The sequence below is a fragment of the Halobacillus sp. BAB-2008 genome (assembly GCF_000328325.1).
GTDB lineage: Bacteria > Bacillota > Bacilli > Bacillales > Halobacillaceae > Halobacillus.
Genome location: NZ_ANPF01000027.1, coordinates 119,921 through 137,174, shown reverse-complemented (window position 1 = coordinate 137,174; position 17,254 = coordinate 119,921). Strand labels below are relative to the sequence as shown.

15 protein-coding genes are annotated in these 17,254 nt (G+C 46.0%); 12 read left to right on the top strand and 3 right to left on the bottom strand.

What is annotated here, in order from left to right; translation table 11 throughout:
* Positions 1 to 18 precede the first annotated feature (18 nt).
* Positions 19 to 516, bottom strand: coding sequence for a sporulation membrane protein YtrI (gene ytrI, locus D479_RS07375; RefSeq protein WP_008635346.1), 498 nt, complete (start codon positions 514 to 516; stop codon positions 19 to 21).
* On the bottom strand, positions 517 to 849 hold the full coding sequence (locus D479_RS07370) for a YtrH family sporulation protein (protein WP_008635344.1): 333 nt from the start codon (positions 847 to 849) through the stop codon (positions 517 to 519).
* Between the two features lie 131 nt (positions 850 to 980).
* On the opposite strand from D479_RS07370, the gene dnaE reads away from it, so the two are divergent.
* From dnaE to D479_RS07330, 8 genes are all read left to right on the top strand, one after another.
* Complete coding sequence (dnaE, locus tag D479_RS07365; RefSeq protein ID WP_008635342.1) at positions 981 to 4,328, top strand: DNA polymerase III subunit alpha; 3,348 nt, start codon at positions 981 to 983, stop codon at positions 4,326 to 4,328.
* Positions 4,329 to 4,448: 120 nt separating this feature from the next.
* Entirely contained in the window at positions 4,449 to 5,687 is a 1,239-nt protein-coding gene (locus tag D479_RS07360; protein WP_008635333.1) for a malic enzyme-like NAD(P)-binding protein, read from the top strand.
* Between the two features lie 80 nt (positions 5,688 to 5,767).
* On the top strand, positions 5,768 to 6,364 hold the full coding sequence (locus tag D479_RS07355) for a GntR family transcriptional regulator (RefSeq protein ID WP_008635331.1): 597 nt from the start codon (positions 5,768 to 5,770) through the stop codon (positions 6,362 to 6,364).
* A gap of 98 nt (positions 6,365 to 6,462) precedes the next feature.
* Entirely contained in the window at positions 6,463 to 7,323 is an 861-nt protein-coding gene (accD, locus tag D479_RS07350) for an acetyl-CoA carboxylase, carboxyltransferase subunit beta (RefSeq protein WP_008635329.1), read from the top strand.
* Positions 7,320 to 8,282 (top strand): acetyl-CoA carboxylase carboxyl transferase subunit alpha, encoded by a 963-nt coding sequence (gene accA / locus D479_RS07345; RefSeq protein ID WP_008635326.1) that lies wholly within the window; start codon positions 7,320 to 7,322, stop codon positions 8,280 to 8,282. Before accD ends, accA begins: the two co-directional genes overlap by 4 nt.
* Positions 8,283 to 8,497: 215 nt before the next feature.
* On the top strand, positions 8,498 to 9,457 hold the full coding sequence (gene pfkA, locus D479_RS07340) for a 6-phosphofructokinase (protein ID WP_008635324.1): 960 nt from the start codon (positions 8,498 to 8,500) through the stop codon (positions 9,455 to 9,457).
* Between the two features lie 31 nt (positions 9,458 to 9,488).
* Complete coding sequence (gene pyk, locus D479_RS07335) at positions 9,489 to 11,252, top strand: pyruvate kinase (protein ID WP_008635323.1); 1,764 nt, start codon at positions 9,489 to 9,491, stop codon at positions 11,250 to 11,252.
* Positions 11,253 to 11,357: 105 nt separating this feature from the next.
* Positions 11,358 to 11,750 carry an FxsA family protein gene (locus tag D479_RS07330; RefSeq protein WP_008635321.1) on the top strand — a complete coding sequence of 131 codons (393 nt, stop codon included), beginning with the start codon at positions 11,358 to 11,360 and terminating at the stop codon, positions 11,748 to 11,750.
* 85 nt (positions 11,751 to 11,835) lie between these two features.
* On the opposite strand, the gene ytvI is transcribed toward D479_RS07330, so the two are convergent.
* A complete protein-coding gene (ytvI, locus tag D479_RS07325) occupies positions 11,836 to 12,963 on the bottom strand; it encodes a sporulation integral membrane protein YtvI (RefSeq protein WP_008635320.1) in 1,128 nt (375 codons plus the stop codon).
* A 247-nt stretch (positions 12,964 to 13,210) separates the two neighbouring features.
* On the opposite strand from ytvI, the gene citZ reads away from it, so the two are divergent.
* The 4 genes from citZ to D479_RS07305 all read left to right on the top strand — a co-directional run bounded on the left by citZ (position 13,211) and on the right by D479_RS07305 (position 17,237).
* Positions 13,211 to 14,329: a citrate synthase gene (citZ, locus tag D479_RS07320; protein ID WP_008635319.1), complete on the top strand. Its 1,119-nt coding sequence runs from the start codon at positions 13,211 to 13,213 to the stop codon at positions 14,327 to 14,329.
* A 116-nt stretch (positions 14,330 to 14,445) separates the two neighbouring features.
* Positions 14,446 to 15,720, top strand: a complete 1,275-nt coding sequence (gene icd / locus D479_RS07315) for an NADP-dependent isocitrate dehydrogenase (RefSeq protein ID WP_008635318.1) — start codon at positions 14,446 to 14,448, stop codon at positions 15,718 to 15,720.
* A 25-nt stretch (positions 15,721 to 15,745) separates the two neighbouring features.
* Complete coding sequence (gene mdh, locus D479_RS07310; protein ID WP_008635317.1) at positions 15,746 to 16,684, top strand: malate dehydrogenase; 939 nt, start codon at positions 15,746 to 15,748, stop codon at positions 16,682 to 16,684.
* A 76-nt stretch (positions 16,685 to 16,760) separates the two neighbouring features.
* The gene (locus D479_RS07305; protein ID WP_008635316.1) at positions 16,761 to 17,237 is read left to right on the top strand and encodes a MaoC/PaaZ C-terminal domain-containing protein; all 477 of its coding nucleotides are present in this window, start codon (positions 16,761 to 16,763) and stop codon (positions 17,235 to 17,237) included.
* Positions 17,238 to 17,254: the final 17 nt, after the last annotated feature.

Here is a 17,254-nt window from a genome sequence, read left to right as displayed (position 1 = left end):
TTGTATCTGCCTGTCTTTTCATGGGGATATGATGATTTCTAGATTCAACGAAAGGGTTTCGTAGACGACCAGGCGTTCTACCTTAAGTTCATAGGAGAGGTCGTCAACAGCATAACTTTTACTTTCCACTGATGCGATCATCAGATCGACTTGACTACCCACGACTTTAATATCTTTCCCGGGGATGGACGCTAATTGTTGTTTAACAAGGGTTGTTAATTCGTGCTGTGTCAACAAATCAATATTCAGTTTCTTTGCATTGGTGTAGGATACGGCGATGTCTTTGACGCTCAGCGGCTTCGCTTGTGGATCTTCTTCCTGGTTTTTTAGAAGCCCTTCATACTTTGCTTCCATTTCGTTCATCTTGGCATTCATTTCAATATATTCTTCTGTATATTTTTCTTGGAGCTGTCCATGTACATAAAGGAAAAACAAATAGCCGATGACCGCTCCTAATACAATGCCGGCAAATAAACGCCTCCACTCCTTTTTTTTATGATAAGGAGGAAACTGCATTCACGTCACCTCTTCACCTAGCAGCCATTCAAATAAAAGGAGAGCGGCTTTCACTCCACCCATGGCAGCGACGATTATCATCACTTGCTTGAAGATATCGAAGGTAGAACCATCGAATATCCCTTTTTCAAAATTGCTGATGGCATCGAATGTTCCACCAATAGCGGCGACTATGGCCCATATCCTGAGCCCTTTTGCAATCCGGAACATGGAGGTAAGAGGAGCTTCTCCGGTCAGATAACTCCCGATGCTGCCGATGATTGTCCCTCCTACAATAACTCCAAAAGCGATAAAGAAGCACTGTATCATCGAAATAACCAGACGATCTTCCATTTTGTCCCTCATTTCAAAGACGCAATAGTATCCATATATTGAAAAATATTCCCCGGCCCGTCCAATTATGCAGGAGGCTTTCATCCTCCTGTTCTTATCGATATAATTTAGTGGAAAGAAGGTGTTCGTGAATGACTTTTACTCATTTGAATGTAAAGAGCGGTTTCAGCTTAATGGAAAGCACGGTGAAAATTCCCGAACTTGTAGATGAAGCAAAAAGGTTGGGGTTTCAATCGCTTGCTTTGACGGATGAGAATACGATGAGTGGATCGGTCTCCTTTTACCGGGCCTGCAAGCAGAAGGGGATCAAACCTCTAATCGGGCTTAAAACGAGAATCGAGGATCAGGACCTTCACTACCCTGTCCTTCTTTTCGCAGAGAATAACGAAGGCTATAAAAATCTTTTGCAGCTCAGTTCCGCTATCCAGCTGGAAGGGCGGCCGGTATCCCTGGACCTGCTTGAACAGAAGCGCAGCGGTCTGATCGTCGTTCTGCTGACCTCTCAGTCCCCCTGGGCGCAGACGATTGCCAGTCGTATGTTTGACCATATAAAGGACTCCTTAAACCGGTGGCGGCATATGGTAGGAGAGGATAATTTCTATTTGGCAATCCAGGATCTCGATCTTCATGAAGAAAGACAGCTTCATCAACCGCTCCAGGAGTGGTCAAAGAGGGAGGGGGTCCCGGTCGTAGCAATTGGAGACGTCCGTTACCTGAAAAAAGAGGATGCTGCGGCATATGAAAGCTTGAAGGCTATAGAAGCGAATACCCGCTTCTCAGGGGAAACAGCAGGAGCGCGCTTCTATCTAAAAAAACCGGAGGAAATGGAAAACTATTTTCAAGAATGGTGGCCGGGAGTGTTGAGAGCGACGGAGGAGATTGCAGAGAGGGTAAACCTTGCACTTTCGTTCGACCAGCAGCTTCTGCCCACGTACCCAACACCTGGAGGCGTCCGTGCGGATCGTTATCTGGAGGAACTTTGTTTAAAAGCTTTAGCAAAGAAATACCCGGCAACTTACAAGGCGGCGGAAGAGCGCTTACATAAAGAGTTGTCCGTTATCACATCGATGAATTTCAGCGATTATTTTCTAATTGTATGGGACTTTCTTGCTTATGCGAAGAAGCAGGGCATACACGCAGGCCCGGGACGTGGATCCGCAGCAGGATCATTGGTGGCGTATCTTCTTAATATTACTCAAGTCGACCCGTTAGAGTATGATTTACTCTTTGAAAGGTTTTTGAATCCTGAACGGATCACTATGCCTGATATTGATATCGATTTCCCTGATCACCGCAGGGATGAAGTCATCGCCTACGTTGCTGAAAAATATGGAGCGGATCATGTTGCTCAAATTTGTACGTTCGGCACATTCGCCGTCCGAAGTGTCCTGAGGGAGCTCTTCAAAGTTCTCGCGGTTGATGAAAGTGATGCAGCCTTCATATTAAAACAAATACCAAAAACGGCACCGTCCACGATCACGGAAATCGTGAGAGATTCAGAAGAATTGAGTGACTACATCCGAAATTCACCGAAATTGCAGCGACTCTTTCAAATTGCTACGAAGTTGGAAGGGCTGCCGCGGCACGTTTCCACCCATGCGGCAGGTGTTGTGATCAGCGAGCGGCCGCTCCAGGAATATACAGCACTCATGGACGGACATAACGGGATTCCATTGACGCAGCTGGCCATGGGGGACTTGGAAAAAGTCGGATTGTTGAAGATCGACTTCCTTGGACTGCGGAACCTGACCTTCATCGAGAAGATGGAGGGGAAAATAAAGCGGTTCCGGGATTCCAGTTTCTCTGTAGAGCGTATACCGCTTGATGATGAGAAAACGTTCCAGCTGCTCGAACAAGGACGTACAAACGGGGTCTTCCAATTGGAATCCCAGGGAATGAAAGGTGTGCTGTGTCGTCTTCGTCCCTCTCATTTCGAGGATGTCGTAGCTGTTAACGCTCTTTATCGGCCCGGCCCTATGGATTATATACCGGATTTTATATCGCGGAAACAAGGGAACCAGGCAATGGAACTTCCACATCCCGATTTGAAAGGGATTCTGGACAAGACGTACGGTGTCCTTGTCTATCAAGAACAGATTATGCAGGTTGCGCAACTGGTCGCCGGATATTCTTTAGGCGAGGCGGATTTACTGCGAAGAGCAATCAGTAAAAAGCAGTCCGGAATACTAGAAGACGAACGGGAGAAGTTTGTAAAAGGATGCAGAAATCGCGGCTACACCGAGGCGGTCGCCCGGCAGGTGTTCGAATGGATTGTCAAATTTGCCAACTACGGATTTAACCGAAGTCACGCGGTCGCCTATAGTCTGATATCCTATCGTCTCGCGTATATGAAAGCACATTACCCTTCTTACTTCCTTGCAGAGCTGATCAACTCTTATGTAGGTGACAGGGATAAGCTCACCCTTTACTTGCGAGAGGCGAAAGAAAGTGGACTGAAGGTACTTCCTCCTTCGATCAACCGCAGTCACATTGTTGCAAAAGATGAACAAGGTGCCATCCGCATCGGCCTCCTTTCCGTGAAGGGGGTAGGCTATCAAGCGGCCCAGGCTGTTGTAGAAGAAAGAGGCAATGGAAGATTCCGCAGCTTGAATGACTTCTGTCTTCGTGTTCGGACGAAGATCGTCACTCGCGGGGTGATAGAGTCGTTAATACTTGCGGGTGCCTTTGATGAAACCCATGAGAATCGTGCGGCGCTGCTTGCAAGTATCGACCAGGCACTGGAACAGGGAGAGTTATTTAAAGAATTCCAGGACCAGCCCGGCTTCTTCGGAAATGAATTCGAAATGGAACTGATAGAAGTGGACCCGTTTCCTCCATTAAAACTTTTGGCTATGGAAAAAGAAGTTCTGGGTACTTATATGTCAGAACACCCCTTGGAACACCACCGGCAGCTGCTTCAGGAGAGAGGGATCAATTCTTTGAATAAGGTCGTTAACATCAAAGGAACGGTCAAGACAGCAGGTGTAGTAGAGACGATAAGGGAAATCAGGACTAAACGGGGAGAGTCGATGGCATTTGCCACGCTCGGTGATGAAACGACAGAGCTGGAGGCGGTTATTTTTCCTGATTCTTACCGTAATATAAAGCGATGGCTGCAAGAGCAGATGCTTGTAACGGTTACAGGTAAAGTCGAGGAAAGGAACGGCAGAAAGCAGTTGATCATCAACGAAGCGTCTGTTTTCAATGTCGAAGAGAAACCGACAGCTTCCGAGCAACGTCTGTTCATTAAAGTAACCAAAGAGACAGAACCGATTGCAATGGAGAAACTGAAAAAAGTGTCCGGCTATTTCCCGGGGAATATTCCGGTCTTCATATTTAAATCACAGGAAAGAAAGACATACAGGTTGGGGGAATTGTACAACCTGTCTGCGTCTCCTGAGTGCATGGAGATCTTGACGGGGTACTTCGGGGATGATTCCGTAGCGTTGAAAGAGTACAGCAAAGATACGAAAAATTAAAAACTCAGTCCGAAGTTTTGAAGTTCTTTACACGCCAAATTCATCTGTTATAATTAAGGAGTTAATGGTGGTCTGACCACCTGGATCGGTACAATTAATAGTTAAAGGGAGCGTGTCGACGTGTCAAATTTGCGAGATGAAGCACTGCATATACACCGTGTAAACAAAGGGAAGCTGGAAACCACTTCTAAAGTACCTGTAAGAAATTCCAAAGACTTAAGCCTGGCGTATTCTCCAGGGGTAGCAGAACCTTGTAAGGAAATTTACGACCATAAGGAAACAGTTTACGACTATACCATGAAGGGGAATATGGTGGCTGTCGTAAGTGACGGTTCAGCGGTGCTCGGATTGGGGAATATCGGGGCAGAAGCATCTCTTCCTGTCATGGAAGGGAAGGCTGCATTATTTAAAAGCTTCGCGGGAGTAGATGCGTTCCCTATATGTCTAAGTACGAACGATATTGATGAAATCGTGCAGACGGTTAAGCTTATGGAACCGACATTCGGAGGCGTCAACCTTGAAGATATAGCTGCTCCGAACTGTTTCATTATTGAAGATCGTCTTAAGAAAGAAACCAATATCCCGATTTTCCATGATGACCAGCACGGCACTGCCATCGTTACCGTTGCCGGACTGGTGAATGCTCTGAAAATCACCGGCAAGAAGTTCTCTGACATCAAGGTGATTGCTAATGGTGCAGGAGCCGCCGGAATAGCTATTATTAAACTGCTTTACCATTTCGGTGTGCGCGATATCATTATGTGTGATTCTAAAGGCGCGGTATATGAAGGCCGTGAGTACGGTATGAATGATGTGAAAGATGAAATTGCTAAGATTACGAATAAAGATCGTATGGACGGCAGTCTTGAAGAAGTGATGGAAGATGCCGATGTGTTTATTGGTGTATCTGTTGGCGGACTGTTGTCTAAAGAGATGGTCTCTCGTATGAATGATGATGCCATCATTTTTGCAATGGCGAACCCTGATCCGGAAATTATGCCGGAGGATGCCAAAGAAGCCGGGGCCCGTGTCATCGGGACTGGCCGTTCCGATTTCCCTAACCAGGTGAACAATGTGCTGGCCTTCCCGGGAATCTTCCGTGGAGCTTTGGATGTGCGAGCTACAAGAATTAACGAGAAGATGAAGATTGCCGCTGTGGAAGCCATTGCTTCCCTTGTCAGTGAAGATGAATTAAGTGAAGACTACGTCATCCCCGCCCCATTTGATCCGCGTGTTGCACCGGCTGTTGCTGCAGCTGTTGCGAAGGCGGCAATGGAGTCCGGTGTAGCCCGTCATCACGTCGATCCTGAAGAGGTGGCAGACAAGACGAGACAACTCACCTTAATAGACGAAGATTGATTTGGACAGGAGAAAAGTGTAAACTTTTCTCCTGTTACATAGAATTCTAAGGGAAAGCTAAAGAGAGGTGTTCGTGAAACGTGACCCGAGTGCAGCATGGAAAAGTCTACGAAGGTGTCCTTCATCAGTTGAGAACCTACATCGAAGAGCATAAACTGGGCCCCGGAGATAAGTTGCCGTCTGAACGGGAGTTAAGCGAACAACTCCATGTAGGAAGGTCTTCGATCAGAGAAGCTTTCCGGGCGATGGAGCTCCTTGGGTTGATTGAAACCAGACGCGGCGAAGGCACGTTCATGAGAGCTTATCGTCCTTATCATATGGTAGAGCTATTATCCAATTTTTTACTCAATGAGACGAGAACGAAAGATGAACTCGTTACAGCGAAGCAGATGCTGGAGAAAGAAGTGTTATGTCTCGTGAAGGACAGGCTTACACATATTCATTATGCTGAGATGGAAGAAATTTTGAACATACAATCCCTGGAAACCCGCCATCAAGCTCTGTTCCTTTATTTGTTTGAAAGGTGTGAACATCCGCTGCTGCTTTCCATGTGGCAATTCATTTCCGGATTCACCCGAACGGTCCATGACCTGCATTTCAAGGAAGATTGGTACCTGGCCCTGCTTAAGGCTCTCCGGAGTAAAGACACCTTAGAAATTCTTAAGTTATTCAGGTAATGATTTTGTCGAACTCCCTTCGACAGAATCAGTGATATTACGTAAGGGACTTTCAGTATATTGTAAAGAGGAAGCTTTGTCCCAAAGGAGGAATCACCTTGCTACGAGATATATTCAGCAAGAAAAAAAGATACGCATCCATTCCCAGACAGGAAGCAAAGCAGGATGTACCGGAAGGTCTGATGCAGAAATGTCCAAACTGCCAGAAGATCTTCTACAGAAAAGAACTGAATCGAAATATGAACGTTTGTCCACACTGTGACCATCATCACCGTATCAGTGCTTATGAAAGAATTGAGCATTTGTTTGATGAAGGAAGTTTTGTTGAATGGGACAAGCATATGATATCCAATAACCCTTTAGGGTTCCCTGAGTATGAAGATAAATTGGAAAAAGACCGCAAAAAATCCGATCTTAATGAAGCGGTAGTCACCGGTAAAGCATCCGTTAACGGTTTCCATACAGCTGTGGCGGTCATGGACTCCCGTTTCCGAATGGGAAGCATGGGTTCTGTCGTCGGTGAAAAGATAACGAATGCCATTGAGCAGGCACGGAAAGAAAAAATTCCTTTCGTCATATTTACGGCATCCGGTGGAGCTCGAATGCAGGAAGGCGTTTTAAGCCTGATGCAGATGGGGAAAACTTCAGTAGCCCTTCAGCGGCTTCATAAAGATGGAGGTTTATTCATATCCGTCATGACTCACCCGACTACTGGTGGTGTTTCTGCAAGTTTTGCCTCCCTCGGAGACTATAATTTTGCAGAACCGGGAGCCTTAATTGGTTTCGCCGGCAGAAGAATTATTGAGCAGACGATACGGGAAAAACTTCCGGAAGATTTCCAAACAGCAGAATTCCTGTTGGAACATGGCCAGTTGGATAAGGTCGTGCACCGTCACGATTTAAGGAAAACACTGACAACTGTGTTGGACATCCATTCTGCAGGAGGCGAAGAATCGTGAAGCACGTTTTAGAATTTGAAAAACCCGTTATTGAATTAAGAGAAAAAATCGCTGAACTGAAACGTCTTACGGAGAACAGCGAAATGGATCTGACCGATGAAATCGATACACTTGAACAGCGGCTGGAGAAGTTGGAAAGCGACGTTTATGATCGCATGGCTCCCTGGGACCGTGTCCAAATGGCCCGTCATCCGGAGCGCCCGACGACGACAGATTATATAGATCATTTGTTTACAGACTTCATCGAGCTGCACGGGGATCGTACGTATGGAGACGATGCGGCCATCGTTGGTGGGATCGCCAAATTTGATGGGACCCCCGTAACGGTAATCGGCCACCAGCGCGGGAAGGACACGAAAGAGAATATCCACCGCAACTTCGGAATGCCGCATCCGGAAGGCTACCGTAAAGCGCTTCGCTTAATGAAACAGGCGGATAAATTCCACCGTCCGATCATTACTTTCATTGATACAAAAGGTGCTTATCCCGGTAAAGCAGCGGAAGAGCGCGGCCAGAGCGAAGCCATTGCCAGGAACTTGATGGAAATGGCAGGTTTCACTGTCCCAATCATCTGTGTCGTCATCGGAGAAGGTGGAAGCGGTGGAGCACTTGGGCTTGGAATTGGAGACCGTATCTTCATGCTTGAGAACTCTACTTATTCCGTTATTTCTCCAGAAGGCGCTTCTTCTATTCTTTGGAAGGATTCGGGTCTCGCTCAGGAAGCAGCTGAATCCATGAAAATTACCTCCTATGATTTGAAGAAATTAGAAGTGATTGATGGTGTTGTTCCGGAAGTCAGGGGTGGAGCCCATCGTGACATTCCTGCACAAGCAGAGCAAATTAAAGCCGTCCTCAAGCAAGAGCTGGAGGAGCTATCCAGAAAATCGGAAGAAGATCTGCTGGAGGAAAGATTTGTGAAGTATAAAAATATTGGCGATTACACTCATCTTGATTTATAATGATATGGTTGAAAAACATGTCCGTATGTAAAAGGTCGCACGTATGTGCGGCTTTTCACATCTTAACTGAATGGTAACGTTACCATATGGTCGGATTGTTGATGATCCAATCAGTTGTATAGACTAGAGGATAGCCTGTGCATGTCCGTTTGGACGGATGTTTCCTTCCATGTGCGTTTATGGACAGAACTAAGAACTTTTGAGGTGATGAAAGAATGAAGAGAATTGGAGTGCTTACCAGTGGAGGAGATGCTCCCGGTATGAACGCCGCGATCAGGGCGGTCGTAAGGAAAGCTATCTACCACGAAGTAGAAGTGTACGGCATCAAATACGGCTACCAGGGCCTGATTGATGGAGACATCGAGAAGATGGAACTCGGTTCGGTCGGAGACATCATCCAACGTGGTGGAACGAAACTGTACTCTGCCCGATGTGAAGAGTTTAAGACAGAAGAAGGCCAATTGAAAGGTATTGAGCAATTGAAGAAACATGGCATTGAGGGCTTGATAGCTATCGGTGGTGATGGTACCTTTATGGGGGCAAAAAAATTAACCGAAAAAGGATATCCTTGCATCGGTGTGCCTGGGACAATCGATAATGATATTCCGGGAACGGATTTTACTATTGGTTTTGACACGGCTCTGAATACGATTATAGACGCAATTGACAAAATTCGTGATACAGCGACTTCTCACGAGCGTACGTATGTAATCGAAGTCATGGGCCGTGACGCCGGAGATCTTGCCCTTTGGGCTGGTCTTGCCGACGGAGCGGAAAGTATTCTTATTCCCGAAGTGGAGGATGAATTCGATGATGTTATCGATCGTCTTAAGCGTGGACATGAGCGGGGCAAGAAACACTCCATCATTCTGCTGGCTGAAGGAGTAGGAAGCGGAATGGAGTTCGGTAAACGAATTGATGAAGCTGCCGATCTCGAGACCCGAGTGACCGTTCTTGGACATACGCAGCGTGGAGGAGCACCAAGTGCTGCCGACCGTGTTCTTGCCAGTCGTCTGGGGGCGTACGCTGTCGATCTGCTTCTTCAAGGAAAAGCAGGCCGCATGGTAGGTATTCAAAAGAACCAATTGGTCGATCATGATATCGTAGATATCTTAGGTCAAAAGCACGTTATCGACATGGATATGTACCGCCTTTCCAAAGAACTATCTATATAATTTGCAAGAGGCATCTGAGGAGGAAATAAATATGTTTAGAAAAACCAAAATCGTGAGTACGATCGGTCCTGCATCGGAATCAGTAGAGAAATTAACTCAGCTTATGGAAGCAGGTATGAACGTCGCCCGTCTGAATTTTTCACACGGTGACTTTGATGAGCACGGAGCACGAATCATCAACATCCGTGAAGCTTCCAAAGCTACAGGCAAAACAGTAGCGATCCTATTGGATACGAAAGGTCCTGAAATTCGTACCCGTACGCTTAAAGATGGCGAAGCATACCTTGAGAAAGGTGCGACGGTCTACGTGACGATGGAGGATATTGAGGGCGATGCAGAGCGCTTTTCCGTCACTTATACAGGCTTGATCAACGATGTTCACCCTGGTTCCAAAATCCTTTTGGATGATGGACTGGTAGAACTAGAGGTAGAAGAAATAGATAAAGAAAACAATGAAATCAAGACGACTGTCCTTAACAACGGGCTTCTTAAAAATAAAAAAGGCGTAAACGTTCCGAATGTCAGCGTGAATCTTCCAGGAATTACAGAAAAAGATGCCAATGACATCGAATTTGGAATTCAGCAGGGTGTAGATTTTATTGCGGCATCCTTCGTGCGTCGTGCTTCCGACGTACTGGAAATCAGAGAGCTTCTTGAAAAGCACGATGCTTCTCATATTCAAATCATTCCTAAGATCGAAAACCAGGAAGGTGTCGACAACATCGACGATATTCTTGAAGTCAGTGACGGTCTGATGGTTGCGCGTGGAGATTTAGGTGTGGAAATTCCAGCCGAAGATGTTCCACTTGTACAGAAACAGCTGATTCGTAAGTGTAATGAAGCAGGTAAACCAGTCATTACAGCTACTCAAATGCTTGACTCTATGCAGCGTAACCCTCGCCCGACACGTGCAGAAGCTTCTGACGTAGCTAACGCCATTTTCGATGGTACGGATGCAATCATGCTTTCTGGCGAAACAGCTGCCGGTGACTACCCTGTAGAAGCTGTGCAGACGATGCACAATATCGCAAGCAAAACGGAAACGGCGCTTAACCATTTCCAACTGCTTCAAGAGCGTTCCAAGCACAGTGACATGACGATCACGGATGCGATCAGTCAGTCGGTTACACACACAGCCATTAATTTGGATGCAGCTGCAATCGTCACACCGACGGAGAGTGGCCATACTGCTCGTATGATTTCTAAATACCGTCCGAAAGCACCGATTGTAGCCATTACTTCTGATGAAAAAGTACACCGTAAGCTATCTCTTGTCTGGGGCGTGTATGGCGTCATGGGATCCCGTGCTTATTCCACAGACGAAATGCTTGATGTAGCTGTTGAAAACAGCCTGGCCTCCGGTCTTGCATCTCGCGGAGATCGCGTTGTCATCACCGGCGGTGTGCCTGTTGGTGAAAGTGGTACGACGAACTTGATGAAGGTTCATGTTATCGGTGACGTTCTCGTCAAAGGGCAGGGTGTAGGACAGAAAAGTGCCTATGGCCGTGCTGTCGTAGCCAACAATGCCAAAGAAGCTTTGGATCGTGTAGAAGACGGCGATATCCTCGTTACTCATGGTACAGATAAAGATATGATGCCTGCTATAGAAAAAGCAGCAGGAATCGTTACCCTTGAAGGTGGTTTGACTTCCCATGCAGCGGTTGTCGGCTTGAGCTTGGGCATTCCTGTCATCGTTGGTGTTCAAGACGCATTGAACATCATCAAAGATGGCTCTGATATTACAATTGACAGTTCCCGCGGGGACATTTACGAAGGACATGCAAGCGTCCTGTAAAAGGAAGATAAAGGCAGAGAAGACACCTTCTCTGCCTTTTCTTTTTATAGAGGAGATCATTCCCGGTATAATAGAAGTATAAGTCGGGAAGAAGGGAAGGATCCTATGTTTCGTTGGTTATTTCTATTAATAATAATTGTTCCTGCACTGGAAATCGGATTATTCGTTTGGGCAGGCAGCTATATCGGACCTTGGTGGATCATTCTGCTTATCATCTCTACAGGTGTCGTTGGGGCCTGGCTTGCAAGAAAGCAGGGCCTTGAAACGATCCGGAACGTCCAGACTTCCATGTCGAGAGGTCAGATGCCTCAGGATGCCTTGTTAGACGGGGCTTGTATTCTTATCGGCGCAGCTTTTTTGTTAACGCCCGGCTTTATTACGGATGCAGCAGGTTTCGGTCTACTGCTTCCCGTGACGAGAGGGCCGATCAAGCACATCATCCGAGGTGCGATTCAAAAAGCACTTCAAAAAGGTACCGTAACGATATACAGACGATAACAGCATAGTTTTGAAATATATATTCGGACGTTTGTGCAGTGTGTTTTTAGAAGCTGCAGGCGTCCGTTTTTTTATAAGAAAAAATTCAAGGTCTATCTCCTTTAATGAATGCGGTTATTTCCTTAGTCAGTCCTGTTTTATTCAAGGTCTGTACGATCATTAGAACCAGCGGACTCAATATGATTCCATACCCTCCAAAGAGCTGGAAACCTGTGAACATCGCAGCTAATAAAATTATGGGGGGCACGCCGAAGTGATCGCCGAGGAGCTTCGGCTCAAGTACCTGTCTTGTAATAATGACCACCATGTAGACAATGATCAAACCGATGGTCATTCCATAGGAACCTGTGAAGAACTGAAAGATTATCCAAGGGAGAAAAACGACACCTGTACCAATGTAAGGAATGAAGTCTACAAAAGCAGTGAAGAGTGTAATCGGTAAAACATAGGGAGCACCGATGATGGTTAGTCCAATACCTGTGAGAACAGACGATATTAGGACAAGTGTACATTGAGCTTTGATCAGCCCGGTCCAAGTATAGTGCCACTCTTTACGAAAAGCAAAGGCCTTGGCGGTGAGTACCGGGGGGGTACATGTATAGACAGCTGTTCTGATGGTTTCCCAATCTTTACATAAGAAGAAAGTTGCCAGAAACGTAATAAAGACCATGGCGATAGAGGTGGGGAGACTTGTTAATAATACGCCCAGGCTTTCCAAAATCTCATTAAGGACCGTCAACCCTCCCTCCGTAACCTTTTCCTGAACGGTATCCAAGTAGGTATTCAAACTCAACTGCTGATCCATATTCAAATTTCCGGTAAGGGATTCGAAGGAACCAATGATTTGTTTGGATAATTGAACGGCTTTGCCTGTCAGATAAGTAGAGAATAAATGGAAATACTCCGGCAATCCGGCTGCGATGTACTGCATCCCTTTAATCAATTCGGCGATAACCAAGGCAACAAGGCTTGCCGCTAAACTTCCTACAAGGGCAAGTACAATCAGAACCGCTGCAGCACGTGGTAATCTAAGTCTCCTTTGAAGGAGAAGGATGAACGGGCGTAGTATTATGGACAGCAGGACTGCAAACAGGAAGGGGTATAAGTATGTCCAGACGAAAGTTGTCACGTACACAAACCCGGCAGCAAGAAGAAGGACGACGATGAATCGGATAAAACCAAGGAGAAAAGTCTGATTTCGAATAGAAAACACTCCTTTCCCTAAATCTTCCTCTACACCCGTTATACAGAGGAATTCAGCCTTTTTGTTACATAATTATCCATAAAATGAAGAATAAAATTTCGATAAATTCCTTCAAATTAAACGGTTTCAATTCACATTCTCTTCAGAATACTTTATAATTAGCCTTGGGGTTGATTTCCAATCATAGGGGACAACAGTAATTTAAGCGTTTTCTTGTCTTTTCGACAAGTGGAATTTTTTTAAAAGGAGAGATTATATGTCATCATCAACCAAAGGTCTTGAAGGAATTACCGCAACGGAATCTTCCATCAGTTCCATCATCGATGATAAGTTGACATACGTCGGCTATGATATCGATGATTTAGCGAATAACTCCAGCTTTGAAGAAGTTATTTATCTTCTTTGGAACAAAAAGCTTCCGAAACAAGAAGAATTAGATGCATTTAAATCAGAACTGATCTCTAGCATGGATATTCCATCCGAGATCGTTGACCATCTTAAATCGTATGATCTATCAACGGTTCATCCTATGGCAGCTCTTCGTACTGCTGTATCGATGCTTGGACTATTCGATCCTGAATCTGACGTCATGGAAGAGGAAGCGAACAATCGTAAAGCGCTCCGCCTCCAGGCAAGAATCCCTACAGTCGTGACCGCGTTCTCACGCATCCGTAACGGCCAGGAACCTGTCTCCCCTAGAAAAGACCTCAGTTTTGCAGGGAACTTTCTTTATATGCTGAACGCAAAAGAACCCGAGGAGTTGGAAGTTACCGCATTTAATAAAGCGTTGGTGCTTCATGCCGACCATGAATTGAACGCGTCCACTTTCACTGCACGAGTGTGTGTGGCTACTCTCTCTGATGTTTATTCAGGCGTAACAGCTGCCATTGGTGCACTTAAAGGTCCTCTTCACGGCGGAGCTAACGAGCGTGTCATGAAGATGCTTACAGAGATCGGCAGTGTTGAGAATGCCATTCCTGCCATTGAAGAGAAGCTTGCCAACAAAGAAAAGATCATGGGTATGGGACACCGCGTGTATCGCTCCGGAGACCCTCGTGCCAAACATTTGAAGGAAATGTCCCGGGAATTAACTGAATTGACCGGTCAATCCAAATACTATGACATGTCTATTAAAATTGAAGAATATATCAAGGAGAACAAAGGCCTGCCTGCAAACGTAGACTTTTACTCTGCATCTGTCTACCACAGCCTCGGTATCGATCATGATATCTTCACACCGATCTTTGCTGTAAGCCGTGTATCCGGATGGCTTGCACATATTCTGGAGCAATACTCCAACAACCGCTTGATCCGTCCTCGCGCGGAATATACCGGTCCTAAAGGACAAACGTACACTCCGATTGCAGAGAGATAATCAGGCATGCCGGTTAAATACCGGCCTCCCGCTACTTTTTATTCAACTTAATTTAACGTATGATAGAAATGGATGATCCATCCATAAATTGTTACAAATTTTTAGGAGGGTTTATTTTGACACAAGCACAGAAAATTTCAGTAGAACAAGACGGAACTTTGAACGTACCAAACACACCAGTAATCCCATTCATCGAAGGAGACGGCATCGGACCGGATATTTGGGCAGCAGCCAGCCGTGTAATTGAAGCTGCAGTAGATAAAGCGTACAACGGTGAGAAGTCTATTGAATGGAAAGAAGTTCTTGCTGGTCAGAAAGCATTTGATAACACGGGCGAATGGCTTCCTGCTGAAACGCTGGAAACGATTCGTGATTATAAAATTGCCATTAAAGGTCCATTAACTACACCAATCGGAGGCGGAATCCGTTCCTTGAACGTAGCACTTCGTCAAGAACTTGATTTATTCACATGTCTTCGCCCTGTCCGCTACTTTGAAGGAGTACCATCTCCAGTGAAACGTCCGGAAGATACAGACATGGCTATTTTCCGTGAAAATACGGAAGATATTTATGCAGGAATTGAATGGCAGAAAGGTTCTCCAGAAGTGAAGAAAGTCATCGAATTCCTTCAGAATGAGATGGGTGTACATAAAATTCGTTTCCCTGAAACGTCCGGAATCGGTATCAAGCCGGTATCGGAAGAAGGTACGAAGCGTCTGGTCCGTGCAGCGATTGATTATGCATTGAACGAAGGACGTAAGAGCGTCACACTTGTGCACAAAGGAAACATCATGAAGTTCACAGAAGGTGCATTTAAAGCTTGGGGATACGAAGTAGCAGAAGAAGAGTATGCTGATAAAGTATTCACTTGGGCTGAGTATGACCGTATTGTGGAGAAAGATGGCAAAGAAGCTGCCAACAAAGCCCAGGAAGCTGCCGAAGCAGAAGGTAAAATCATTGTGAAAGATGCCATTGCAGACATCTTCCTTCAGCAGATCCTTACGCGTCCGAAAGAGTTTGATGTCGTAGCGACTATGAACTTGAACGGTGACTACATCTCTGATGCACTTGCTGCCCAGGTTGGCGGTATCGGAATCGCACCTGGAGCTAATATCAACTTCGAAACAGGACATGCTATTTTTGAAGCGACTCACGGGACAGCCCCTAAGTATGCCGGTTTGGACAAAGTGAACCCGTCTTCTGTCATCCTGTCTGGTGTTCTTATGCTTGAGCACCTTGGCTGGAGAGAAGCGGCTGATTTGATTACCAAGTCTATGGATAAGACGATTGCAAGCAAAGTTGTCACGTATGACTTTGCACGTATGATGGATGGCGCTACAGAAGTGAAGTGCTCTGCATTTGGTGATGAGCTTATCAAGAATATGGGTTAATCTCTCATAAAGGAAGGGGATCGTTATGGCCATTCGTAGAAATAAAATATCTGTGATAGGTGCGGGATTCACCGGCGCGACGACAGCCTTGATGCTCGCGCAGAAAGAACTGGGTGATGTCGTCATCGTGGATATCCCCGATATGGAAGATCCGACGAAAGGAAAAGCGTTGGATATGCTGGAAGCCAGTCCGGTTCAGGGGTTTGATGCCGACATTACGGGTACCTCCAATTATGAGGACACGAAAGGTTCTGACCTTGTTATCATCACCGCAGGAATTGCCCGTAAACCGGGCATGAGTCGTGATGATCTTGTCAGCACGAATGCCAAGATAATGAAAAGCGTCACTAAGGAAATCGTGGCGCATTCCCCGGATTGCTTTATCGTCGTTTTGACCAATCCGGTCGATGCTATGACTTATTCCGTCTTTCAGGAAGCAGGATTTCCTAAGAACCGGGTCATTGGTCAGTCGGGTGTGCTGGATACTGCCCGTTTCAGTACATTCGTAGCGGAAGAGCTGAACGTGTCCATCAAGGACATTACCGGCTTTGTCCTTGGGGGTCATGGGGATGATATGGTCCCGATGATTCGATATTCTTTCGCCGGAGGTATTCCGCTTGAAAAATTGATTTCGAAAGAGCGCTTGGATGCCATCGTTGAACGGACGCGCAAAGGCGGGGGAGAAATCGTCGGCCTGCTCGGAAACGGCAGTGCCTATTATGCTCCAGCCGCATCTTTGGTGCAAATGGCAGAAGCTATCTTGAAAGATCAGCGAAGAATTCTTCCGTCCATTGCTTACCTGGAAGGAGAGTATGGATACGACGGTATCTACCTTGGTGTTCCTACTATCCTTGGAGGAAATGGGATTGAGGAAATTCTTGAACTTGAACTGACGGATGAGGAAAAGCAGCAGCTTGATAAATCTGCGGATTCTGTTAAAAGTGTGCTGAATGTATTAGAATAAACACAAAGGGATTCGAGGCCAACCCTCGGATCCTTTTTTTACCCATTTAAGAAAACGCTTACGAGGAGGTTTGCTGATGCTTGGTAAAAAGAGAAAGCTTGGAAAGAAACTTCAGGATCTAAAAGTAGGGGAGCGCTACAATGCCGCCTTTACTATCGAAGACCGTGATTTGTTGATATACCTCGGCTTGACCGACGACGCCAACCCTTTATATGTTCAGCACGATTATGCCTCACAAACACCGTTCAAACAACCGATTGTACCTGCTGTGATGCTGTTTGGTATGGTATCGTCGATTGTTTCCATGCACCTTCCCGGGCCTGGGAGCCACATTCTTAGTCACTCCATCGAATATCCGAAACCGGTCTACCATTATGCGGATGTACGCTTCCAATTAGAAATTACGGAAATCGACAAACGCAGCGAAGCGATAACGCTTCACGTGAATGGATACGATACGGACGGGGAGGAAGTCGTCAAAGGTTCGCTTGTCGTCCGCCCCCCTTCTGAACCACATTCTATGAATGCCACGTCTTTAGAAAATTTTTATTGAGAATAGGAAAAAGGAAA